This window comes from Paraburkholderia phymatum STM815, assembly GCF_000020045.1.
GTDB classification, from domain to species: domain Bacteria; phylum Pseudomonadota; class Gammaproteobacteria; order Burkholderiales; family Burkholderiaceae; genus Paraburkholderia; species Paraburkholderia phymatum.
Window position 1 is genome coordinate 1,481,200 of the sequence record NC_010622.1, and the last position, 16,434, is coordinate 1,497,633.

16 protein-coding genes are annotated in these 16,434 nt (G+C 63.2%); 1 reads left to right on the plus strand and 15 read right to left on the minus strand.

Features of this window, described 5'->3' with window-relative positions; genetic code table 11:
• Positions 1-144 precede the first annotated feature (144 nt).
• Positions 145-960 carry a posphoenolpyruvate synthetase regulatory kinase/phosphorylase PpsR gene (ppsR, locus tag BPHY_RS06710; RefSeq protein ID WP_028368433.1) on the plus strand — a complete coding sequence of 272 codons (816 nt, stop codon included), beginning with the start codon at positions 145-147 and terminating at the stop codon, positions 958-960.
• A gap of 25 nt (positions 961-985) precedes the next feature.
• On the opposite strand, the gene BPHY_RS06715 is transcribed toward ppsR, so the two are convergent.
• The 15 genes from BPHY_RS06715 to tsf all read right to left on the minus strand — a co-directional run bounded on the left by BPHY_RS06715 (position 986) and on the right by tsf (position 16,278).
• The gene (locus BPHY_RS06715; RefSeq protein WP_012400719.1) at positions 986-1,786 is read right to left on the minus strand and encodes a TrmH family RNA methyltransferase; all 801 of its coding nucleotides are present in this window, start codon (positions 1,784-1,786) and stop codon (positions 986-988) included.
• 67 nt (positions 1,787-1,853) lie between these two features.
• A complete protein-coding gene (gene rnhB, locus BPHY_RS06720) occupies positions 1,854-2,603 on the minus strand; it encodes a ribonuclease HII (RefSeq protein WP_012400720.1) in 750 nt (249 codons plus the stop codon).
• Positions 2,600-3,769: a lipid-A-disaccharide synthase gene (gene lpxB / locus BPHY_RS06725; RefSeq protein ID WP_012400721.1), complete on the minus strand. Its 1,170-nt coding sequence runs from the start codon at positions 3,767-3,769 to the stop codon at positions 2,600-2,602. The genes rnhB and lpxB overlap by 4 nt, the downstream gene beginning before the upstream one ends.
• A 3-nt stretch (positions 3,770-3,772) precedes the next feature.
• The gene (lpxA, locus tag BPHY_RS06730; RefSeq protein WP_012400722.1) at positions 3,773-4,561 is read right to left on the minus strand and encodes an acyl-ACP--UDP-N-acetylglucosamine O-acyltransferase; all 789 of its coding nucleotides are present in this window, start codon (positions 4,559-4,561) and stop codon (positions 3,773-3,775) included.
• A gap of 168 nt (positions 4,562-4,729) precedes the next feature.
• On the minus strand, positions 4,730-5,191 hold the full coding sequence (gene fabZ, locus BPHY_RS06735) for a 3-hydroxyacyl-ACP dehydratase FabZ (protein WP_012400723.1): 462 nt from the start codon (positions 5,189-5,191) through the stop codon (positions 4,730-4,732).
• Between the two features lie 169 nt (positions 5,192-5,360).
• On the minus strand, positions 5,361-6,437 hold the full coding sequence (lpxD, locus tag BPHY_RS06740; RefSeq protein WP_012400724.1) for a UDP-3-O-(3-hydroxymyristoyl)glucosamine N-acyltransferase: 1,077 nt from the start codon (positions 6,435-6,437) through the stop codon (positions 5,361-5,363).
• A gap of 100 nt (positions 6,438-6,537) precedes the next feature.
• Entirely contained in the window at positions 6,538-7,029 is a 492-nt protein-coding gene (locus tag BPHY_RS06745; RefSeq protein ID WP_051446479.1) for an OmpH family outer membrane protein, read from the minus strand.
• A gap of 86 nt (positions 7,030-7,115) precedes the next feature.
• Positions 7,116-9,428 (minus strand): outer membrane protein assembly factor BamA, encoded by a 2,313-nt coding sequence (gene bamA / locus BPHY_RS06750; RefSeq protein WP_012400726.1) that lies wholly within the window; start codon positions 9,426-9,428, stop codon positions 7,116-7,118.
• A 65-nt stretch (positions 9,429-9,493) separates the two neighbouring features.
• Complete coding sequence (gene rseP, locus BPHY_RS06755) at positions 9,494-10,882, minus strand: RIP metalloprotease RseP (RefSeq protein WP_012400727.1); 1,389 nt, start codon at positions 10,880-10,882, stop codon at positions 9,494-9,496.
• Between the two features lie 7 nt (positions 10,883-10,889).
• Positions 10,890-12,095, minus strand: a complete 1,206-nt coding sequence (locus tag BPHY_RS06760) for a 1-deoxy-D-xylulose-5-phosphate reductoisomerase (protein ID WP_012400728.1) — start codon at positions 12,093-12,095, stop codon at positions 10,890-10,892.
• A 22-nt stretch (positions 12,096-12,117) separates the two neighbouring features.
• On the minus strand, positions 12,118-12,939 hold the full coding sequence (locus tag BPHY_RS06765; RefSeq protein WP_012400729.1) for a phosphatidate cytidylyltransferase: 822 nt from the start codon (positions 12,937-12,939) through the stop codon (positions 12,118-12,120).
• Positions 12,933-13,715: a polyprenyl diphosphate synthase gene (gene uppS, locus BPHY_RS06770; RefSeq protein WP_012400730.1), complete on the minus strand. Its 783-nt coding sequence runs from the start codon at positions 13,713-13,715 to the stop codon at positions 12,933-12,935. The genes BPHY_RS06765 and uppS overlap by 7 nt, the downstream gene beginning before the upstream one ends.
• A gap of 71 nt (positions 13,716-13,786) precedes the next feature.
• On the minus strand, positions 13,787-14,347 hold the full coding sequence (gene frr / locus BPHY_RS06775) for a ribosome recycling factor (RefSeq protein ID WP_012400731.1): 561 nt from the start codon (positions 14,345-14,347) through the stop codon (positions 13,787-13,789).
• A gap of 92 nt (positions 14,348-14,439) precedes the next feature.
• Positions 14,440-15,153 carry a UMP kinase gene (gene pyrH / locus BPHY_RS06780; protein ID WP_012400732.1) on the minus strand — a complete coding sequence of 238 codons (714 nt, stop codon included), beginning with the start codon at positions 15,151-15,153 and terminating at the stop codon, positions 14,440-14,442.
• Positions 15,154-15,396: 243 nt separating this feature from the next.
• Positions 15,397-16,278, minus strand: a complete 882-nt coding sequence (tsf, locus tag BPHY_RS06785) for a translation elongation factor Ts (protein ID WP_012400733.1) — start codon at positions 16,276-16,278, stop codon at positions 15,397-15,399.
• Positions 16,279-16,434 lie beyond the last annotated feature (156 nt).

Genomic DNA, 16,434 nt, shown 5'->3' on the forward strand with positions numbered 1-16,434 from the left:
GCTTATCCAACAGGTTGCCGCTATTCTACCGTGCCGACTCTCAAAATGTGACTGTCGGACGAGAAATGCGCCGCGACGGCGCCCGCGGCTTGCCGCACCGTCTGATTCGAGCGGATTTTGCCGCTCATGTTCCCCTGCCCACTGATGCCGCCCACCGTATTCATCGTCTCCGACGGTACCGGAATTACTGCCGAAACCTTCGCGCACTCGATCCTCTCCCAGTTCGACCAGAAATTCCGCCTGGTCCGCGTTCCGTTCGTCGATTCGACGGAGAAAGCCTACGCCACGCTCGAAAAGATCAACGAAGCCGCCCATCACGAGGGCCGCCGCCCGATCGTCTTCACGACGCTCGTGAACAGTGCGTCGAACCAGATCGTGAAGGATTCGAACGCGCTCGTGCTGGATATGTTCCAGACCTTCGTCGAGCCGCTCGAACAGGAACTGGAGCTAAAGTCGAGCCACGCGATGGGCCGCGGCCACCAGAACGCGGACACCGAGGAATACAAGAACCGGATCGAGGCGATCAACTTCTCGCTCGCTCACGACGACGGACAGTCGAATCGCAATCTCGAAGAAGCCGACGTGATCCTTGTCGGGGTGTCGCGCAGCGGCAAGACCCCGACCAGCCTTTATCTGGCCATGCAGTACGGCGTGAAGGCGGCAAACTATCCGCTGATTCCGGAAGACTTCGAGCGCGGCAAGCTACCGACGCCGCTCTATGCGCATCGCGCGAAAATGTTCGGGCTGTCGATCGATCCGCAACGTCTTTCTGAGATCCGTAATGAGCGCCGCCCGGGCAGCAAGTACGCGGCGCTGGAAAACTGCCGCTACGAGATCAACGAAGCTGAAACGATGATGCGGCGGGAGGGAATCAAGTGGCTCTCGTCGACGCACAAGTCGATCGAGGAAATCGCGACGACCATCCTGCAGGAAATCAGGCTGGACCGGTCGTCGTATTGATGGCGACGCAGTGAAGCAGTGACGTTCAACGGGCGGTGCGCGCGCCCTTGCCACGCTGCTGCCGGCATTGCTCGAACAGACACACGGCAGCGGCCGCTGCCACATTGAGCGACTCCATCCCCCCCGGCTGCGGAATCGTCACCCGATACGTGACGGCGTCGCGCCACGGTTGCGACACGCCCGCCCCCTCATTGCCGAACACCCAGGCGACTGGCCCGGACAGATCGGTCTCGTAAATCGCCTCGGCGCCGTGCGAATCCGTGATCGCGACAGGCACGTCGAGCAGTTGGATCAGCGTCGGCGCTTCGATGTCCTCGTGAATCTGCAGCAGGAAATGCGCACCCATCGCCGAACGCAGCACCTTCGACGACCACGCGTACGCGGTGCCCGGTGCGCAAAAGACATGCCCGATCCCCGCCGCCGCCGCGCTGCGCAGGATCGAACCGACGTTGCCCGCATCCTGCACGCCGTCGAGCACCACGCAGCCGTGCGTCACGCGCTCGGGAAGCGGCAAATCGAGTTTCTCGACCAGCAGCAACATGCCAACGCCGTTGACCACATTCGACAGCTGCCCGAACAGTGCATCCGGCAGCGTCACAATACGCCGTTCGTCGATACGCGCGACGATCGCCTGCGCCTCGTCGTGGCGCAGCGCGCCTTCCGTGACGACGCACGTTTCCGGCTGCCCGGCCACATCGAGGTAGGCGCTCGCGAGGTGAAATCCCTCGAGCAGCGCATGGCCGCTCTTGCGCTGTTGATGCGTCGATCCGGCCAGAACCTTCAGACGCTTATAGAGCGGATTGTCCCGCGAGGTGATGGCTTTCACAGGCGACGAGCGAGAAAAAAACGGTGAAAAGAAAAGCGCCGGAGGCGCTTGATGGGTTGGTGCCCGCTTAGAACGGCGCGCTGTCGTCGGCGAGAAACGCGTCGTCGAGCGCGACGGGCGGCACGACCACGACGCCTTCCGGCAGGTCCACAGCCGTGCCGAGACGTAGATGCGCGTCGCGCACGGGCGCGAACGAGCGCCGGTGATGCTCGCATGGACCATGCTCGCGCAACGCTGTGAGATGCTGCGGCGTGCCGTAGCCCGCGTGCGCGTCGAAACCATAAACCGGGAACATCCGATGCAGTTCCAGCAGCATCCGGTCGCGCGTGACCTTGGCGAGAATCGACGCGGCCGAGATGCACGGTACGAGCAGATCGCCGCTGACGATCGCCTCGCTGCGAATGCTCAACGAGGGACAGCGGTTACCGTCGATCTTCGCGAGCGTCGGCGTGACCCGCAGGCCTTCGACCGCGCGCTTCATCGCGAGCATCGTCGCGTGCAGGATGTTCAGCGAGTCGATTTCTTCGACCGATGCCGACGCAACGCAATACGCCAGCGCGCGCTCGATGATCTTCTCGTACAGTTCGTCGCGCTTTTTCGCCGTCAGCACCTTCGAATCGGTGAGACCGCGAATGCGCGGCTTCGCCGGATCGAGAATCACGGCGGCCGCGACCACGGGTCCGGCGAGCGGGCCGCGCCCCGCTTCGTCGACACCGCAAACCACGTCGTCCGGCGACGAGAAATCGAGGCCGACCTGCGCGGACGCCTTCGCAGCTGTCTTGCGGCGCGGCGCGGCCGTGCCCGCCGCGCGGTTCATGGACGCCCCCGACGCGCTTCGATCACGCCGACGACGGCTTCGGCCGCGCGCTGCGCTGTGTTCTGCTTGAGCACGTGATGCATCTCAGTGAAGATTTCCGTCAGCGTGCGCCGGTTCGCGTCATCGCGCAACTGGGTCAGCGTGGCGTCGGCCAGCGCTTCCGGTGTCGCGAAATGCTGGAGGATTTCCGGTACGACAAAACGCCCGGCCAGAATGTTCGGCAGACCGACGTACGGCAGATAGCCCTGTCGGCGCATGATCTGACCCGTCAGCCACGGCACCTTGTAAGAGATCACCATCGGCTTTTTCAGCAGCGCCGCTTCCAGCGTGACCGTGCCGCTTTTCACGAGAATGGCGTCGGCGGCCGTCATCGCCCGCTGCGCGTTGCCGTCCGTCAGCGTGAGCGGCAGATTCGCGTGTGCGTCGACGAGCGGCTTCAGCAGTTCGCGCAGCGCCGGGGTCGCGGCCGGCATCACGAAACGCACACCCGGCTCGCGCTGCAACATCAGTTCCATCGCGTCGAAGAACGTCGGGCCGATCAGCGCGATCTCCGAGCGCCGGCTGCCCGGCAGCACGGCGATGACGGGACCGCTTTCGGGCAAGCCGAGTTCGAGGCGCGCACCCGCCGTATCCGGTTCGAGCGGAATCTCGTCCGCGAGCGGATGCCCGACATAGGTCGCCGTCACCCCCGACTTCTCGAGCAGCGCCTTTTCGAACGGGAACACGCACAGCATATGATCGACCGCTTTGACGATCTTCTTGATGCGACCGCCGCGCCATGCCCAGATGGACGGACAGACAAAATGAATGGTCGGAATGCCGGCGTCGCGCAGCGGATGCTCAAGACCGAAATTGAAGTCGGGCGCATCGACGCCGATGAACGCCGACGGCGGCTCGGCCAGCAACTGGCGTTTCAGTTCGTTGCGGATGCCGAGGATCTCAGGAACGTGCTTCAGTGCTTCGACATAGCCGCGCACCGACAGCTTTTCCATCGCAAAATGCGCGTCGAAGCCCTTCGCGATCATGCGCGGACCGCCGATGCCGAAATACTGCGTCGTGTCGGGCAGACGGGCCGCGAGCCCGTCCAGCATTGAAGCCGCCAGCAGATCGCCCGACGGCTCGCCGGCCACCATTGCAAGCCGTAGCGGACTGGTAGGCAACGGCATCGGTTAGCGGATGATGCCGCGCTGCGACTGCTCGACGAAATCGACGAGCGCGCGCACTGGCTCGTCGCCGTCGCCGCCCGCCGCCGCGAGTTCACGCAATTGCACCTTCGCGTCTTCGAGCGACAGACCGTTCTTGTACAGCAGACGGTAGGCCGAACGCAGCGCCGAAATCGCGTCCGCCGAAAAGCCGCGGCGGCGCAACCCTTCGACATTGATACCGTGAGGCTCGGCCTTGTTGCCCGCCGCGATCACGAACGGCGGAATGTCTTGCACGAGCGCCGATGCGCCGCCCAGCATCGAATGCGCGCCGATGCGCACGAACTGGTGCACGCCCGACATTCCGCCTACGATTGCGTGATCGCCGACGATCACATGGCCCGCCATCTGCGCATTGCTCGACAGGATCACGTTGCTACCGATCTGGCAGTCGTGCCCGATATGCACGTAGGCCATGATCCAGTTGTCGTCGCCGAGCGTGGTGATGCCCTTGTCCTGCACGGTGCCCGTGTGGATTGTCGTGAATTCGCGGATCGTGTTGCGACTGCCGATGACGAGCTTCGTCGGCTCGTCGCGGTACTTCATGTCCTGCGGACGGCCGCCGACCGACGCGTAATGGCCGATGCGGTTGTCTTCGCCGATCGTCGTGTGGCCCTCGATCACGCTATGCGAACCGATGGTCGTACGCGCCCCGATGGTGACGTTCGCGCCGACGATGGCGTACGGTCCGATTTCGACGGATTCGTCGAGCTGAGCGCCCGACTCGATGATCGCAGTGGGATGAATCCTGCTCATGCGCCCTCGCTTGAATTGCGTTGCTCGCGCGGATAAACGCTGTCGCATCACCCGGCGCGCCGACGCGGTCACCTGTGAAAGCGTGATGGCGACCGCTCCGATGTTTCGATTGTCTGTCTTCGTTGCAGCGAGCTCTCCGACAAGCCCGGTGCGTTGCCGACCCAGCGTTTACTCGCCGTCCGTCTGGCGCACCGCGCACATCAGGTCGGCTTCGGCGGCGACCTGGCCGTCTACTTCGGCACGCGCCTTGAACTTCCAGATGCCGCGCATATGGCGCTCGAACGTGACGTTCAGGATGAGTTGGTCGCCCGGTTCGACGACACGCTTGAAGCGCGCATTGTCGATGCCGACGAACAGGTACAGCGTGTTGTCGGGGTCGTGCGGCTCTTCGGCGAACGTCAGCAGCGCAGCCGTCTGCGCGAGCGCTTCCAGAATCAGCACACCCGGCATCACCGGGCGCTTCGGGAAGTGACCCATGAAGTACGGTTCGTTGATCGACACATTCTTCAGCGCTTTGATGCTCTTGTGCGGCTCGAGTTCGAGCACCCGATCGACGAGCAGGATTGGATAGCGATGCGGCAGCAGCGTGAGAATCTTGTGAATGTCGAGATTGATTTTTTCGGTGCTCATGGTGTTTCTGCTCACGCAGGGGTTGCGCGATGATGACTGCGAATGCTGGGTGCAAGGGCCCAGTCGATGACGACGCGCCCTGCCGCCCGTTCCTGTGCTGGCTGCGTGCGGCCTGTCGGCCACACGCGCCAGCGCTTTTTTTCCCGTCGTGCTGATGGTGCCGAGGTGCTTACGCCTTGTCTCCGGAGGCACTGGCGACCGCGGCTTCGAGCGCCTTGATGCGATCGCGCAACTTGTCGAGGTTGCGCATCAACGCGGCGCTCCTGTTCCAGTCGGCATGGTCCACGGCCGGGAATGCGCTCGTGTAGATCCCGGCTTTCGGAAGCGATTTCGACACACCCGACTTCGCCGTGACGATCACGTAGTCGCCCAAAGTGACGTGGCCGGCAATGCCGACGGCGCCGCCGATCATGCAGTGACGGCCGATCGTCGTGCTGCCCGCAATGCCGGCACAACCGGCGATGACCGTGTAGGCGCCGATCTTGCAGTTATGGCCGATTTGCACGAGGTTATCGATCTTCACGCATTCTTCGATGACAGTATCGGCCATCGCGCCGCGGTCGATCGTGGTATTTGCGCCGATTTCGACATCCGGCCCGATCGATACGCCGCCGACCTGCGGAATTTTCACCCAGCTGCCCGTGCGCGCGTCACCGTCGCCGACGAAGTCCGGCGCGAAACCGAAGCCGTCCGAGCCGATCACCGCGCCTGCATGGACGATTGCGCGCTCGCCGAGCCTGCAGCCGTGATACACGGCGACGTTCGGATACAAGTGCGAACCGGCACCGATGGTCGTGCCGCGTCCGACGAACACATTCGCGTCGAGGCGCACGTTCTCGCCGATCGCCACACCCGCTTCGACCGTCACGTTCGGGCCGATCACAGCGGTTGCCGCGATCTGAGCGGACGAGTCGACGGTTGCGCTCGGATGCACGCCCCGCTTGGCCTTCGGCGTGGCCATGTCGATGAAGGCCTGCGCGAGGCGCGCGAAGTACGCGTACGGATTGGGCGTGACGATGAAATTGCGACCGTCGGGCGACGCTAGCTTCGCGAGATCCGCGGCATTGATCAGCACGGCGCCCGCGCGCGTCGTTTCGACTTGCGCCAGGTACTTCGGATTGGCGAGAAACGCCAGTTGATCGGGGCCAGCCTGATCGAGCGGCGCCAGATTGCCGACGCGGTGCGCGCGATCGCCGACGATCTCTCCGCCGAACCGCTGGACGATCTCCTCGAGCGTGAATGCCATGCGTCTACTGCTCCTGCTGTTCAGTTACCCAAGCGCCGCGGATGTCGCGCGCCGGAGGTGTTGCACCAGACGGCCGATGCAGGCGCCGTCCGGCCCGGCTTCAGTTGCCGCTCGACGCCAGCGCCTTGAGCACCTGATCGGTGATGTCGATACGCGGGCTGACGTAAACCGCTTCCTGCACGATCAGATCGTAGTGCTGCTGCTCGGCGATCTGCTTGATCACCTTGTTCGCGCGATCGAGCACGGACGCCAGTTCTTCGTTACGGCGCTGGTTCAGGTCTTCACGGAATTCGCGCTGCTTGCGCTGGAAGTCCGTGTCGAGTTGCGACAGATCGCGCTGCTTCTGCGCGCGGTCGGCGGGCGCCAGCGACGCGCCGTTCTTGTCGAGCGAATCGGACATCGACTTCAGACGCTGCGCCATGTCCTGCAGATCCTTGTCGCGCTTCGCGAACTCCGCTTCGAGCTTGGTCTGCGCCGCTTTCGCCAACGTCGACTCACGCAGGATGCGATCCGAATTCACCGCCGCGATTCGCGCTTCCTGCGCCTGCGCCGCGTTGGCGGCGCCCACGCCGAGCGTCATGGCCAGCGCCATCGCACACGCCGCACGTTTCGAAAACATACCAGTTAGCAAAGTCATCCTCTCGATGCTGTAAAGGGTTCCAGTTCCGGTGCGCGAGATCAGAACGCGGTACCGATCTGGAACTGGAACTTCTGATACTGGTCACCCGTGTGTTTCTGGAGCGGGAAGCCCAGCGACAGCTTGAGCGGCCCGATCGGCGAAATCCACGCGAGACCCACACCGTAACCGTAGCGCAGGCCGTTCGAGCCGACCGTCGTGTCGCCGCCCTGACGTGAATCACCCCAGACGTTACCGGCGTCGAGGAACGTGAACACACGCAGCGTGCGGTCATAACCCGTGCCTGGCAGCGGGAACGTCAGTTCGACGTTCGTCACGAACATCTTGTTGCCGCCGATCGGGTCGTTCGTGACCTTGTCGCGCGGACCCAGCGAACTGGGTTCATAGCCGCGGACCGAACCGATACCGCCCGCGTAGTAGTTCTTGAAGATCGGGTACGCGTTGCCGATGCCGTTGCCGTAGCCGCCCTGCACGTTGAAGCCGATTACGAAGCCGCGCGAGAACGAGTAATAGTACTGCGCCTGCAAGTCCGCCTTGTAATACTCGGTGCCGCCGATCGGCGTGCCGTATTCGGCGTTCGCCTGCGTGAAGTAGCCGCGGCTCGGCACCAGCGCGCTGTCACGCGCGTCGCGCGACCAGCCAACCGTCAGCGGCACGTTGTTCGACACGCGGCCGAAGTCCTGAACGTAGTTCTTGTAGGCCTGCGGCGTGTTCGCGTCGACGTCGAGCGTGTTCTGCTCGAAGCCGGCACCGAAGTACACCGTGTCCACTTCCGAGAACGGAATGCCGAACTTCAGGTCGCCACCCATCGTGACAATGCGGAAGCTCGAGTCCGTCGAGTAGTACAGCGGCTCATAGGTGCGGTAGTAGACGTCCGTGATGCGCTTGATACCGTCGACCGTGAAGTACGGGTCAACCTGTGTGACAGTCAACGTACGGTAGGTTTTCGCGGTGTTCACGTTCACCGACAGACTCGTGCCCGAACCGAACACGTTGTCCTGCGACACACCCGCCGACAGCACCACCTTGTCCGTCGACGAGAAGCCGGCGCCCAGTGTGATGGCGCCCGTCGGCTTTTCAGCGACCTTGACGTCGACGTCCACCTGGTCCGGCGTGCCTTCGACGGGCACAGTCGTCACATCGACGTCGGTGAAGTAGCCGAGACGGTTGATACGGTCCTTCGACAGCGCGAGGCGGTTCGAATCGAACCACGAGCTTTCGAGCTGGCGCATTTCGCGACGCACCACTTCGTCGCGCGTACGCGTGTTGCCGACCACATTGATGCGCCGCACGTACACGCGGCGGCTCGGATCGACCTGCAGCGTGAGGTCGACCTTGTGATGCTCCTGATCGATCTGCGGCAGCGCATTCACCGTGGCGAACGCATAGCCGTATTCGCCGAGCTTGTCGACGATCGCCTTCGTCGTAGCCTGCAGCTTTTCCGCCGAAAAACGGTCGCCCGGTTTGATTTTGATCAGCTTGTTCAGCTCGGCTTCGCGGTCGAGCAGATTGCCTGCCAGCTTGATGCTATTGATCGTGTACGGCTCGCCTTCATGCAGCGTCACCGTCAGGTACATGTCCTTCTTGTCCGGCGTGATCGACACCTGGGTCGACTCGATGTTGAACTCGAGATAGCCGCGATTCAGGTAGTACGAGCGGACGTTCTCGAGGTCGCCAGTGAGCTTCTCTTTCGAATACAGGTCGTTCTTCGTGTACCACGAGAACCAGTTCGGTGTGGACAGCTGCATCTCGTCGCGCAGCGTACCCGTGCTGAACGCCTTGTTGCCGATGAAGTTGATCTGGCGGATCTTCGCGCTCGGACCTTCGATCACGGCGAACAGGACCGCAACACGGTTGCGATCGATCGGCGTGATCGTAGTCGTGACTTCAGCTGCGTAAAAACCGCGCGTCAGATACTGGCGCTTCAGTTCCTGCTCGGCCTTGTCAACAAGCGCCTTGTCGTAATAGCGGCCTTGCGACAGACCGACGGCGCGCAGCGCCTTGACCAGATTGTCCTTCTCGAATTCGTGCAGACCCGAGAAATCAATCGTGCCGATGGCGGGACGCTCGAGCACCTGCACCACCACGACGTCGCCTTCCGTGGCGATCTTCACGTCGTTGAAGAAGCCCGTTGCGTACAGCGCGCGGATGGCTTCGGAAGCTTTCTCGTCGGTAAACGTATCGCCTTGCTTGATGGGAAGGTAGGAGAACACCGTGCCGGGTTCGACCCGTTGCAGCCCCTCGATCCGAATGTCTTTCACCACGAAGGGTGTCGTCGCGTGGGCCACCAGCCCATGCGCGGCGAATGCCGCGGCTACAACCGTCTTTGGAACAAAGCGATGAGGTTTAAACAACGTGCTTCCCCAGTGTGTATAGCTGCATCAGGTCAGGCGGGCGTCATCGTACGCCGCCAGACACTTTAAAAATGGATTAAACGAGCAAGATCGTTGAACAGCGCGATCGCCGACAAGGCGACGATACAAGCCAGTCCCGCTCTTTGAAGAACGAGCTGCCAGCGATCCGATACGGCTTTGCCGGTAACAGCTTCAACCAGATAATATAACAGATGCCCCCCGTCTAATACGGGTATTGGTAAAAGGTTGAGCACGCCGAGGCTAATGCTGACAAGCGCGAGGAACGAAAGGAATGCTGATGGACCGAGTCTCGCGCTCTTGCCTGCGTAGTCCGCGATGGTAACGGGACCCGACAGGTTCTTTAGCGATGCTTCGCCGACGATCATCCGGCCGAACATCCGAACCGAGTACACAGCAAGGTCCCACGTGCGATGCACGCCCAGCCGCAGGCTTTCGACGGGACCATAGCGTACGTCGATGGAGGGCACCTGGGTCGCAAGTTCTGCGCCGATCCGGCCGACCGGTTGGCCCGTCGTTTCATCGCGCTGCGTGCCGGGCACGATGGTTAGATTCTGTAATGCACCCGCCTGCTGATTCTTTGCGCCGCGCTCGATTTGCAGCACGATCGGCGTGCCCGCATGCGACTTGATGTAGTTAATGAAGGTCGTTGCGTTATCAGCGGGATGACCGTCGATCGCGCGAATCCGGTCACCTGTGCGCAGGCCCGCCTGCAGTGCCGCGCTGCCGGACTGCACGCCCGCCACCGACAGCGTGCCGCCGCCCGGCTCGAAGCCGAGACGCGACATGAACTCGTCATCGACTTCCTTCTCGGAAAGGTTCTGCAAGTCGAGCGGAAAGTCGAAAGTGCCGTGCGCGTCCTTCGCGGTCAGCACGAGGCGCTTGTGATCGAACGCGGCGCCCAGCATCTTCCAGCGCAGATCCGACCATGAGCGAACCGGCTCGGATTCGCCCGCATTCGCGTCGCGCACGGCCACCACGGTCTCGCCGCCGTCGAAGCCCGCGCGCGCAGCCGCCGTTTCGGCCGCGGGCGCCGCGACGATCGCCGCGGGTTCCGTGACGCCCGTCGCGAACACCGCGGCGAACAGCACGATTGCAAGGATGAAGTTGGCAACCGGGCCTGCCGCCACGATCGCGATGCGCTTGCCCACCGATTGACGGTTGAATGCACGCGGCAAGTCGTCCGGCGCAATGGGCGAACCCTCTTCGCGCTCGTCAAGCATTTTGACGTAGCCGCCCAGCGGCAACGCCGCGATGGTCCACTCCGTGCCCGTCTTCCTGCTGACCCAACGCGCGAGCGGCTTGCCGAAGCCGATCGAGAATCGCAGCACCTTGACGCCGCACAGGCGCGCGACGCTGTAGTGGCCATACTCATGGACGACCACCAGTACGCCAATCGCGACGGCGAAGGCGACCAGTTCGATCAGCAGGTTCATAATCGCCTCACTGGACGGCGCGTTCCGTAAGGCGAGCGCCCGCCGGCAATCCGTCGATGTACGCGTGGGCAGCGCGGCGCGCGGCGGCGTCGGCATCGACCACGTCGGCGAGGCTCGTCGCCTCGCGGTTGGGCAAGCTATTCAGCACGGCGTCGACCACTTGCGCGATCGCCATGAAGCCGATGCGGCGCGTCAGGAACGCTTCGACCGCGATCTCGTTAGCGGCATTCAACGCCGCGCTAGCGACGCCGCCTTCCGCCAGCGCCTTCATGGCCAGCGCGAGGCACGGGAAGCGCGTGTAGTCGGGCTTCTCGAACGACAGCTGCGCGATCTGCGCGAGATCGAGTTGCCCGACACCAGAGTCCACCCGATCCGGAAACGCGAGCGCGTGCGCGATGGGCGTGCGCATGTCCGGATTGCCGAGTTGCGCGAGCACCGAACCGTCCGCGTACGACACGAGCGAATGGATCACGCTCTGCGGATGGATCAGCACGTCGATACGGTCGCCCGGCAAGTTGAAGAGCCAGTGCGCTTCGATGACTTCGAGACCCTTGTTCATCATCGTTGCCGAATCGACCGAAATCTTGCGGCCCATCACCCAGTTGGGGTGCTTGCACGCCTCGTCCGGCGTCACGTCGACGAGCGAGGCAGGCTCGCGCGTGCGGAACGGGCCGCCCGAGGCCGTGAGAATGATCTTCGACACGCCGCCATGCAACGCCGATTCGCGCGGCAGACATTGGAAGATGGCGTTGTGCTCGCTGTCGACGGGCAACAGGATCGCGCCGTTATCGTGCACCGCGTCCATGAAGATCGAGCCGGACATCACGAGCGCTTCCTTGTTCGCGAGCAGGATGCGCTTGCCGGCGCGCGCCGCCGCAAGACTCGGCTCCAGACCAGCCGCACCGACGATCGCCGCCACCACGGTATCGCAGCCGTCGCTCTTCGACACGTCGACCAATGCCTGCGGACCGTACGCAACTGCCGTCTTGCAGCCCGCTGCGCGCAATTTCGCGGCCACCTTCGCAGCCGTGTCGGCATCCCCGACCACGGCCACTTCGGGCTGGAAGCGCAAGCATTGCTCGACGAGCTTGTCGCCATTTCGGTGTGCCGTCAGCGCGTACACGAAGAAGCGGTCAGGATGACGCGCGACGACGTCGAGCGTGCTGTCTCCGATCGAGCCCGTGGAACCTAGCAAAGTAAGTCGTTTTTGCATATCTCTTTCTCTAGCCAATGGGCTACGACAATACGAGCATCGCGAGCGGCAACACCGGCAATAAAGCGTCGATGCGGTCGAGCACGCCGCCGTGACCCGGCAGCAGATTGCTCGAATCCTTTACGCCGGCCTGGCGCTTGAGCATCGATTCGAACAGATCGCCCACCACGCTGAACACGACGAGCAAGGTCAGCGTGGCGAACGCACGAGCGGTGCCCAGATGACCGAGCAGCGCGGAAAACAGGGTCGGCGCGAAGGCATGGGTGGCGACGGCCACGGCGGCGACGATCATCACGGCCAGCCAGCCGCCAATCGCGCCTTCCCAGGTCTTGCCCGGGCTGATCGACGGCGCGAGTTTATGCTTGCCGAATGCCTTACCGGCAAAGTATGCGCCGATATCGGCCAGCCAGACCACCAGCAACAGGGAAAGCACGAACGGCACACCCGCCATCCGCGCCGCCACGAGCGCATGCCAGCAGGCGGCAAACACGACGACGCCCGCCAGCAGCAGGAACGGACGCCACGCGCCCTGCGCAAGCGTCGGCTTGCGCAGCAGCACGAATGGACCGGCGAATATCCAGAAGATTGACGACGCCTGGAAGAGCGGCCGCGGCGCCGTGACACCCGTGCCGAGCTTCGTACTGGCAACGAGCGCGAGCGCCGCGACGATCGCGTAGATGATGGACCCGGCGCCCGGTAGCTTCAGAAGCCGCGCCCACTCCCACGCGGCGAACACGACGACGAAGGCGATCAGCGCGCCGAAGCCGCCGATCGGCGCCCACAGCGTGACAGGCAGAAGAATAGCCAGCAGAACGATCGCCGTGATGACACGGGTTTTTAGCATGGAAGCGAATCGACGTTTTGCGATTGCGGCTCGAGCTGCGCGCTGGTCCGGCCGAAGCGGCGCTCGCGTCCGGTGTACGAGGCCATCGCGCGGCCAAGCGCGTCGGCGTCGAAATCCGGCCAGTAGGTGTCGGTGAAATAGAACTCGGTGTACGCCAGCTGCCACAGCAGGAAGTTGCTGATGCGCTGCTCGCCGCCCGTGCGGATGAACAGGTCCGGCTCGGGTGCGTAAGCCATCGCGAGGTGTTCGGCGAACGCTTCCTCGCTGATCTCGACCGGGCGGCCCGCTTGCACGGACTGCTCGACCAGCTTGCGCGTAGCCTGCATGATGTCCCAGCGGCCGCCGTAGTTCGCGGCGATGGTGAGCGTGAGGCGCGTGTTCTTCGCCGTCTTGGTTTCGGCGCGGGTGATCAGATCCTGGATCTTCTTGTCGAACATCGACAGATCGCCCACGACGCGCAAGCGGATGCCGTTGGCGTGCAGCTTGCCGATTTCGCGCTCGAGCGCGGTGACGAACAGGCGCATCAGGAACGACACTTCGTCGGTCGGACGACGCCAGTTTTCCGAACTGAAGGCGAACAGCGTCAGATATTCGACACCCTGGCGCGCACAGGCTTCGACAGCCGCGCGCACGGCATCGACCCCGCGGGTATGGCCCGCGACGCGCGGAAGACGGCGTTGAGTCGCCCAACGGCCATTGCCGTCCATGATGATCGCGATGTGACGCGGTACGGCTGACACGTCAGGTACGCGAACGGTTGAGCTTGTATAGGTCATGGCCGTCGGGTAAAGCTAGAGAAAGGAACAATGATCAGTGAAAGTCTGCATGTCTGGTTTGCGCCAGACCGTCAAACCGTCATGATCTCGCCTTCCTTGGTCTGCACGAGCTTGTCGATCTCGGCCACGAACTTGTCCGTCAGCTTCTGGACGTCGTCGCCAGCGCGGCGCTCGTCGTCTTCCGAGATTTCCTTGTCCTTCACGAGCTTCTTGAGCTGCTCGTTCGCGTCGCGGCGCAGGTTGCGCACGGCCACCTTGGCCGTTTCACCTTCGCTCTTGACGACCTTGGTGAGTTCCTTGCGGCGCTCCTCCGTGAGCGGCGGCATCGGCACGCGGATCACGTCGCCGTGCGAAGCCGGGTTCAGGCCCAGATCCGATTCGCGGATCGCCTTTTCGACGACGGCGACCATCTTCTTTTCCCACGGCTGCACGCCGATCGTGCGGGCGTCGACGAGCGTCAGATTCGCGACCTGCGAGATCGGCACAGGCGAGCCGTAGTAATCGACCTGGATGTGATCGAGCAGACCCGTGTGGGCACGGCCCGTGCGGATCTTCGACAGATCGTTCTTGAACGCGTCGAGCGAGCGCTGCATCTTCTGCTCAGCGCCTTTCTTGATGTCAGCCACAGACATGATTAAACCTCCGAACCTTCAAAACGATGCGAGCCGCCAGCGCGCGAGGCGCAGCCTGAGCCCGCGTTCAAGCCCACAGAATGCTAGAGAGTTTACACGTGGACGAGCGTGCCTTCGTCTTCGCCTTGCACGATGCGCTTGAGCGCGCCCGGCTTCACGATCGAAAACACGCGGATCGGCAGCTTCTGGTCGCGGCACAGCGCGAACGCCGTCGCGTCCATCACCTGCAGGTTGCGGCCAATTGCCTCGTCAAAACTGATCGTGGTGTAACGCGTCGCGGACGGGTCCTTCTTCGGGTCGGCGGAATAGACGCCGTCGACCTTGGTCGCCTTCAACACCACTTCGGCGCCCACTTCCGAGCCGCGCAGGGCAGCCGCCGTGTCGGTCGTGAAGAACGGATTGCCCGTGCCGGCCGCGAAAATCACAACCTTGCCCTCTTCCAGCTGGCGGATCGCGCGCGGACGGATGTAAGGCTCGACCACCTGGTCCATGCGCAGCGCCGACTGCACGCGCGCCTCGATGCCGGCGTGACGCATTGCGTCCTGCAGCGCCAGCGCGTTCATCATCGTGGCCAGCATGCCCATGTAGTCAGCCGTCGCACGGTCCATGCCCGCTGCGCCGCCTGCGACGCCACGAAAGATATTGCCGCCGCCGATCACTACGGCCAGCTGCGTACCGAGCCGCACCACCTCGGCCACGTCCGCCACCATTCTTTCGATCGTCGCGCGATTGATGCCGAATGCATCATCGCCCATCAGGGCTTCGCCAGAGAGTTTGAGGAGGACGCGTTTATAGGCAGTGGGCATAGAGATATCCAGATCGCGCTGAGCAGGGCAAAAAGCCGCCAAACAACAAGGAACTAACTGTAGGGGTGAAATACGGGTTCGGGCAAGCGCCGCCAAATTGACGCGCGTCGACGATCGGTCGAAGCGTGCCAACCGGGCGACCGCAACGCGCTTTCGCGCGCGGCAGTCCAAGGGCGCTGCCGGCCGCGGCGGGGTCCAGCCCCGCCGCGGGTCAAACGGTATTGCGTAAAGCTTAAACGACGCTTATTGTTGCTTCGCAGCAGCCACTTGCGCAGCAACTTCAGCGGCGAAGTCGTCCTGACGCTTCTCGATGCCTTCGCCGACCACGAACAGCGCGAAATTCTGCACGCTTGCGTTCGCCGCCTTCAGCATCTGCTCGATCGTCTGCTTGTCGTTCTTCACGAACGGCTGGTTCAGCAGCGACACTTCCTTCAGGTACTTCTGCACCGAACCGTCGACCATCTTCGCCACGATCTCAGCCGGCTTGCCCGATTCGGCAGCCTTCTGCTCGGCGATGCTGCGCTCCTTCGCGATCAGATCGGCAGGAACGTCGTCCGACGACAGCGACACCGGCTTCATTGCCGCGATGTGCATCGCGACGTCCTTGCCGACCTGCTCGTCCGCGCCCGTGTACTCGACCAGCACGCCGATGCGCGTGCCGTGCAGGTACGCTGCCAGCTTGTTCGACGTTTCGAAGCGCGCGAAGCGGCGAATCGACAGGTTTTCGCCGATCTTGCCGACCAGTGCCGAGCGCACTGCGTCGACGGTCGAGCCGTCCAGCGCCAGTGCCGACAGAGCCCCGACGTCAGCCGGGTTCTGCTTGACGACCAGTTCTGCGACCTTCTTCGAGAAACCAATGAAGTCGTCGTTCTTCGAGACGAAGTCGGTTTCGCAGTTCAGCTCGACGATCGCGCCTGCGCCGCCTTCGATGAACGAAGCGATCACGCCTTCAGCCGTGACGCGCGACGCTGCCTTGCTTGCCTTGTTGCCGAGCTTCACACGCAGCAGTTCTTCCGCACGCGCCATGTCGCCGTCGGCTTCCGTCAGCGCCTTCTTGCACTCCATCATCGGCGCATCGGTCTTCGCGCGCAGTTCTGCCACCATGCTTGCGGTAATTGCCGCCATCATTCGCTCCTTGAGTCTGTCTGTCACACGCCGCCCGCATTCGATGCCGGCGACAGCATTTCGTTTCCGCGCAGCGCACGTTTATTTCTTCGAGCGCTGCCGCGTGCCCTTTACAGCACGCCCATTCAGATCGTCGCGACTTAAAAAAAGGGGGCC

Coding starts and splice junctions, on each gene's coding strand:
- rnhB (WP_012400720.1), bottom strand. CDS start 2,603: ATGAACCGCGCGGCGGGCACGGCCGCGCCGCGCCGCAAGACAGCTGCG.
- rseP (WP_012400727.1), bottom strand. CDS start 10,882: ATGAACCTGCTGATCGAACTGGTCGCCTTCGCCGTCGCGATTGGCGTA.
- pyrH (WP_012400732.1), bottom strand. CDS start 15,153: ATGCCCACTGCCTATAAACGCGTCCTCCTCAAACTCTCTGGCGAAGCC.
- lpxD (WP_012400724.1), bottom strand. CDS start 6,437: ATGGCATTCACGCTCGAGGAGATCGTCCAGCGGTTCGGCGGAGAGATC.
- BPHY_RS06760 (WP_012400728.1), bottom strand. CDS start 12,095: ATGCAAAAACGACTTACTTTGCTAGGTTCCACGGGCTCGATCGGAGAC.
- ppsR (WP_028368433.1), top strand. CDS start 145: ATGCCGCCCACCGTATTCATCGTCTCCGACGGTACCGGAATTACTGCC.
- lpxB (WP_012400721.1), bottom strand. CDS start 3,769: ATGCCGTTGCCTACCAGTCCGCTACGGCTTGCAATGGTGGCCGGCGAG.
- lpxA (WP_012400722.1), bottom strand. CDS start 4,561: ATGAGCAGGATTCATCCCACTGCGATCATCGAGTCGGGCGCTCAGCTC.
- tsf (WP_012400733.1), bottom strand. CDS start 16,278: ATGGCGGCAATTACCGCAAGCATGGTGGCAGAACTGCGCGCGAAGACC.
- uppS (WP_012400730.1), bottom strand. CDS start 13,715: ATGACCTATACAAGCTCAACCGTTCGCGTACCTGACGTGTCAGCCGTA.
- BPHY_RS06765 (WP_012400729.1), bottom strand. CDS start 12,939: ATGCTAAAAACCCGTGTCATCACGGCGATCGTTCTGCTGGCTATTCTT.
- BPHY_RS06745 (WP_051446479.1), bottom strand. CDS start 7,029: ATGGCGCTGGCCATGACGCTCGGCGTGGGCGCCGCCAACGCGGCGCAG.
- frr (WP_012400731.1), bottom strand. CDS start 14,347: ATGTCTGTGGCTGACATCAAGAAAGGCGCTGAGCAGAAGATGCAGCGC.
- fabZ (WP_012400723.1), bottom strand. CDS start 5,191: ATGAGCACCGAAAAAATCAATCTCGACATTCACAAGATTCTCACGCTG.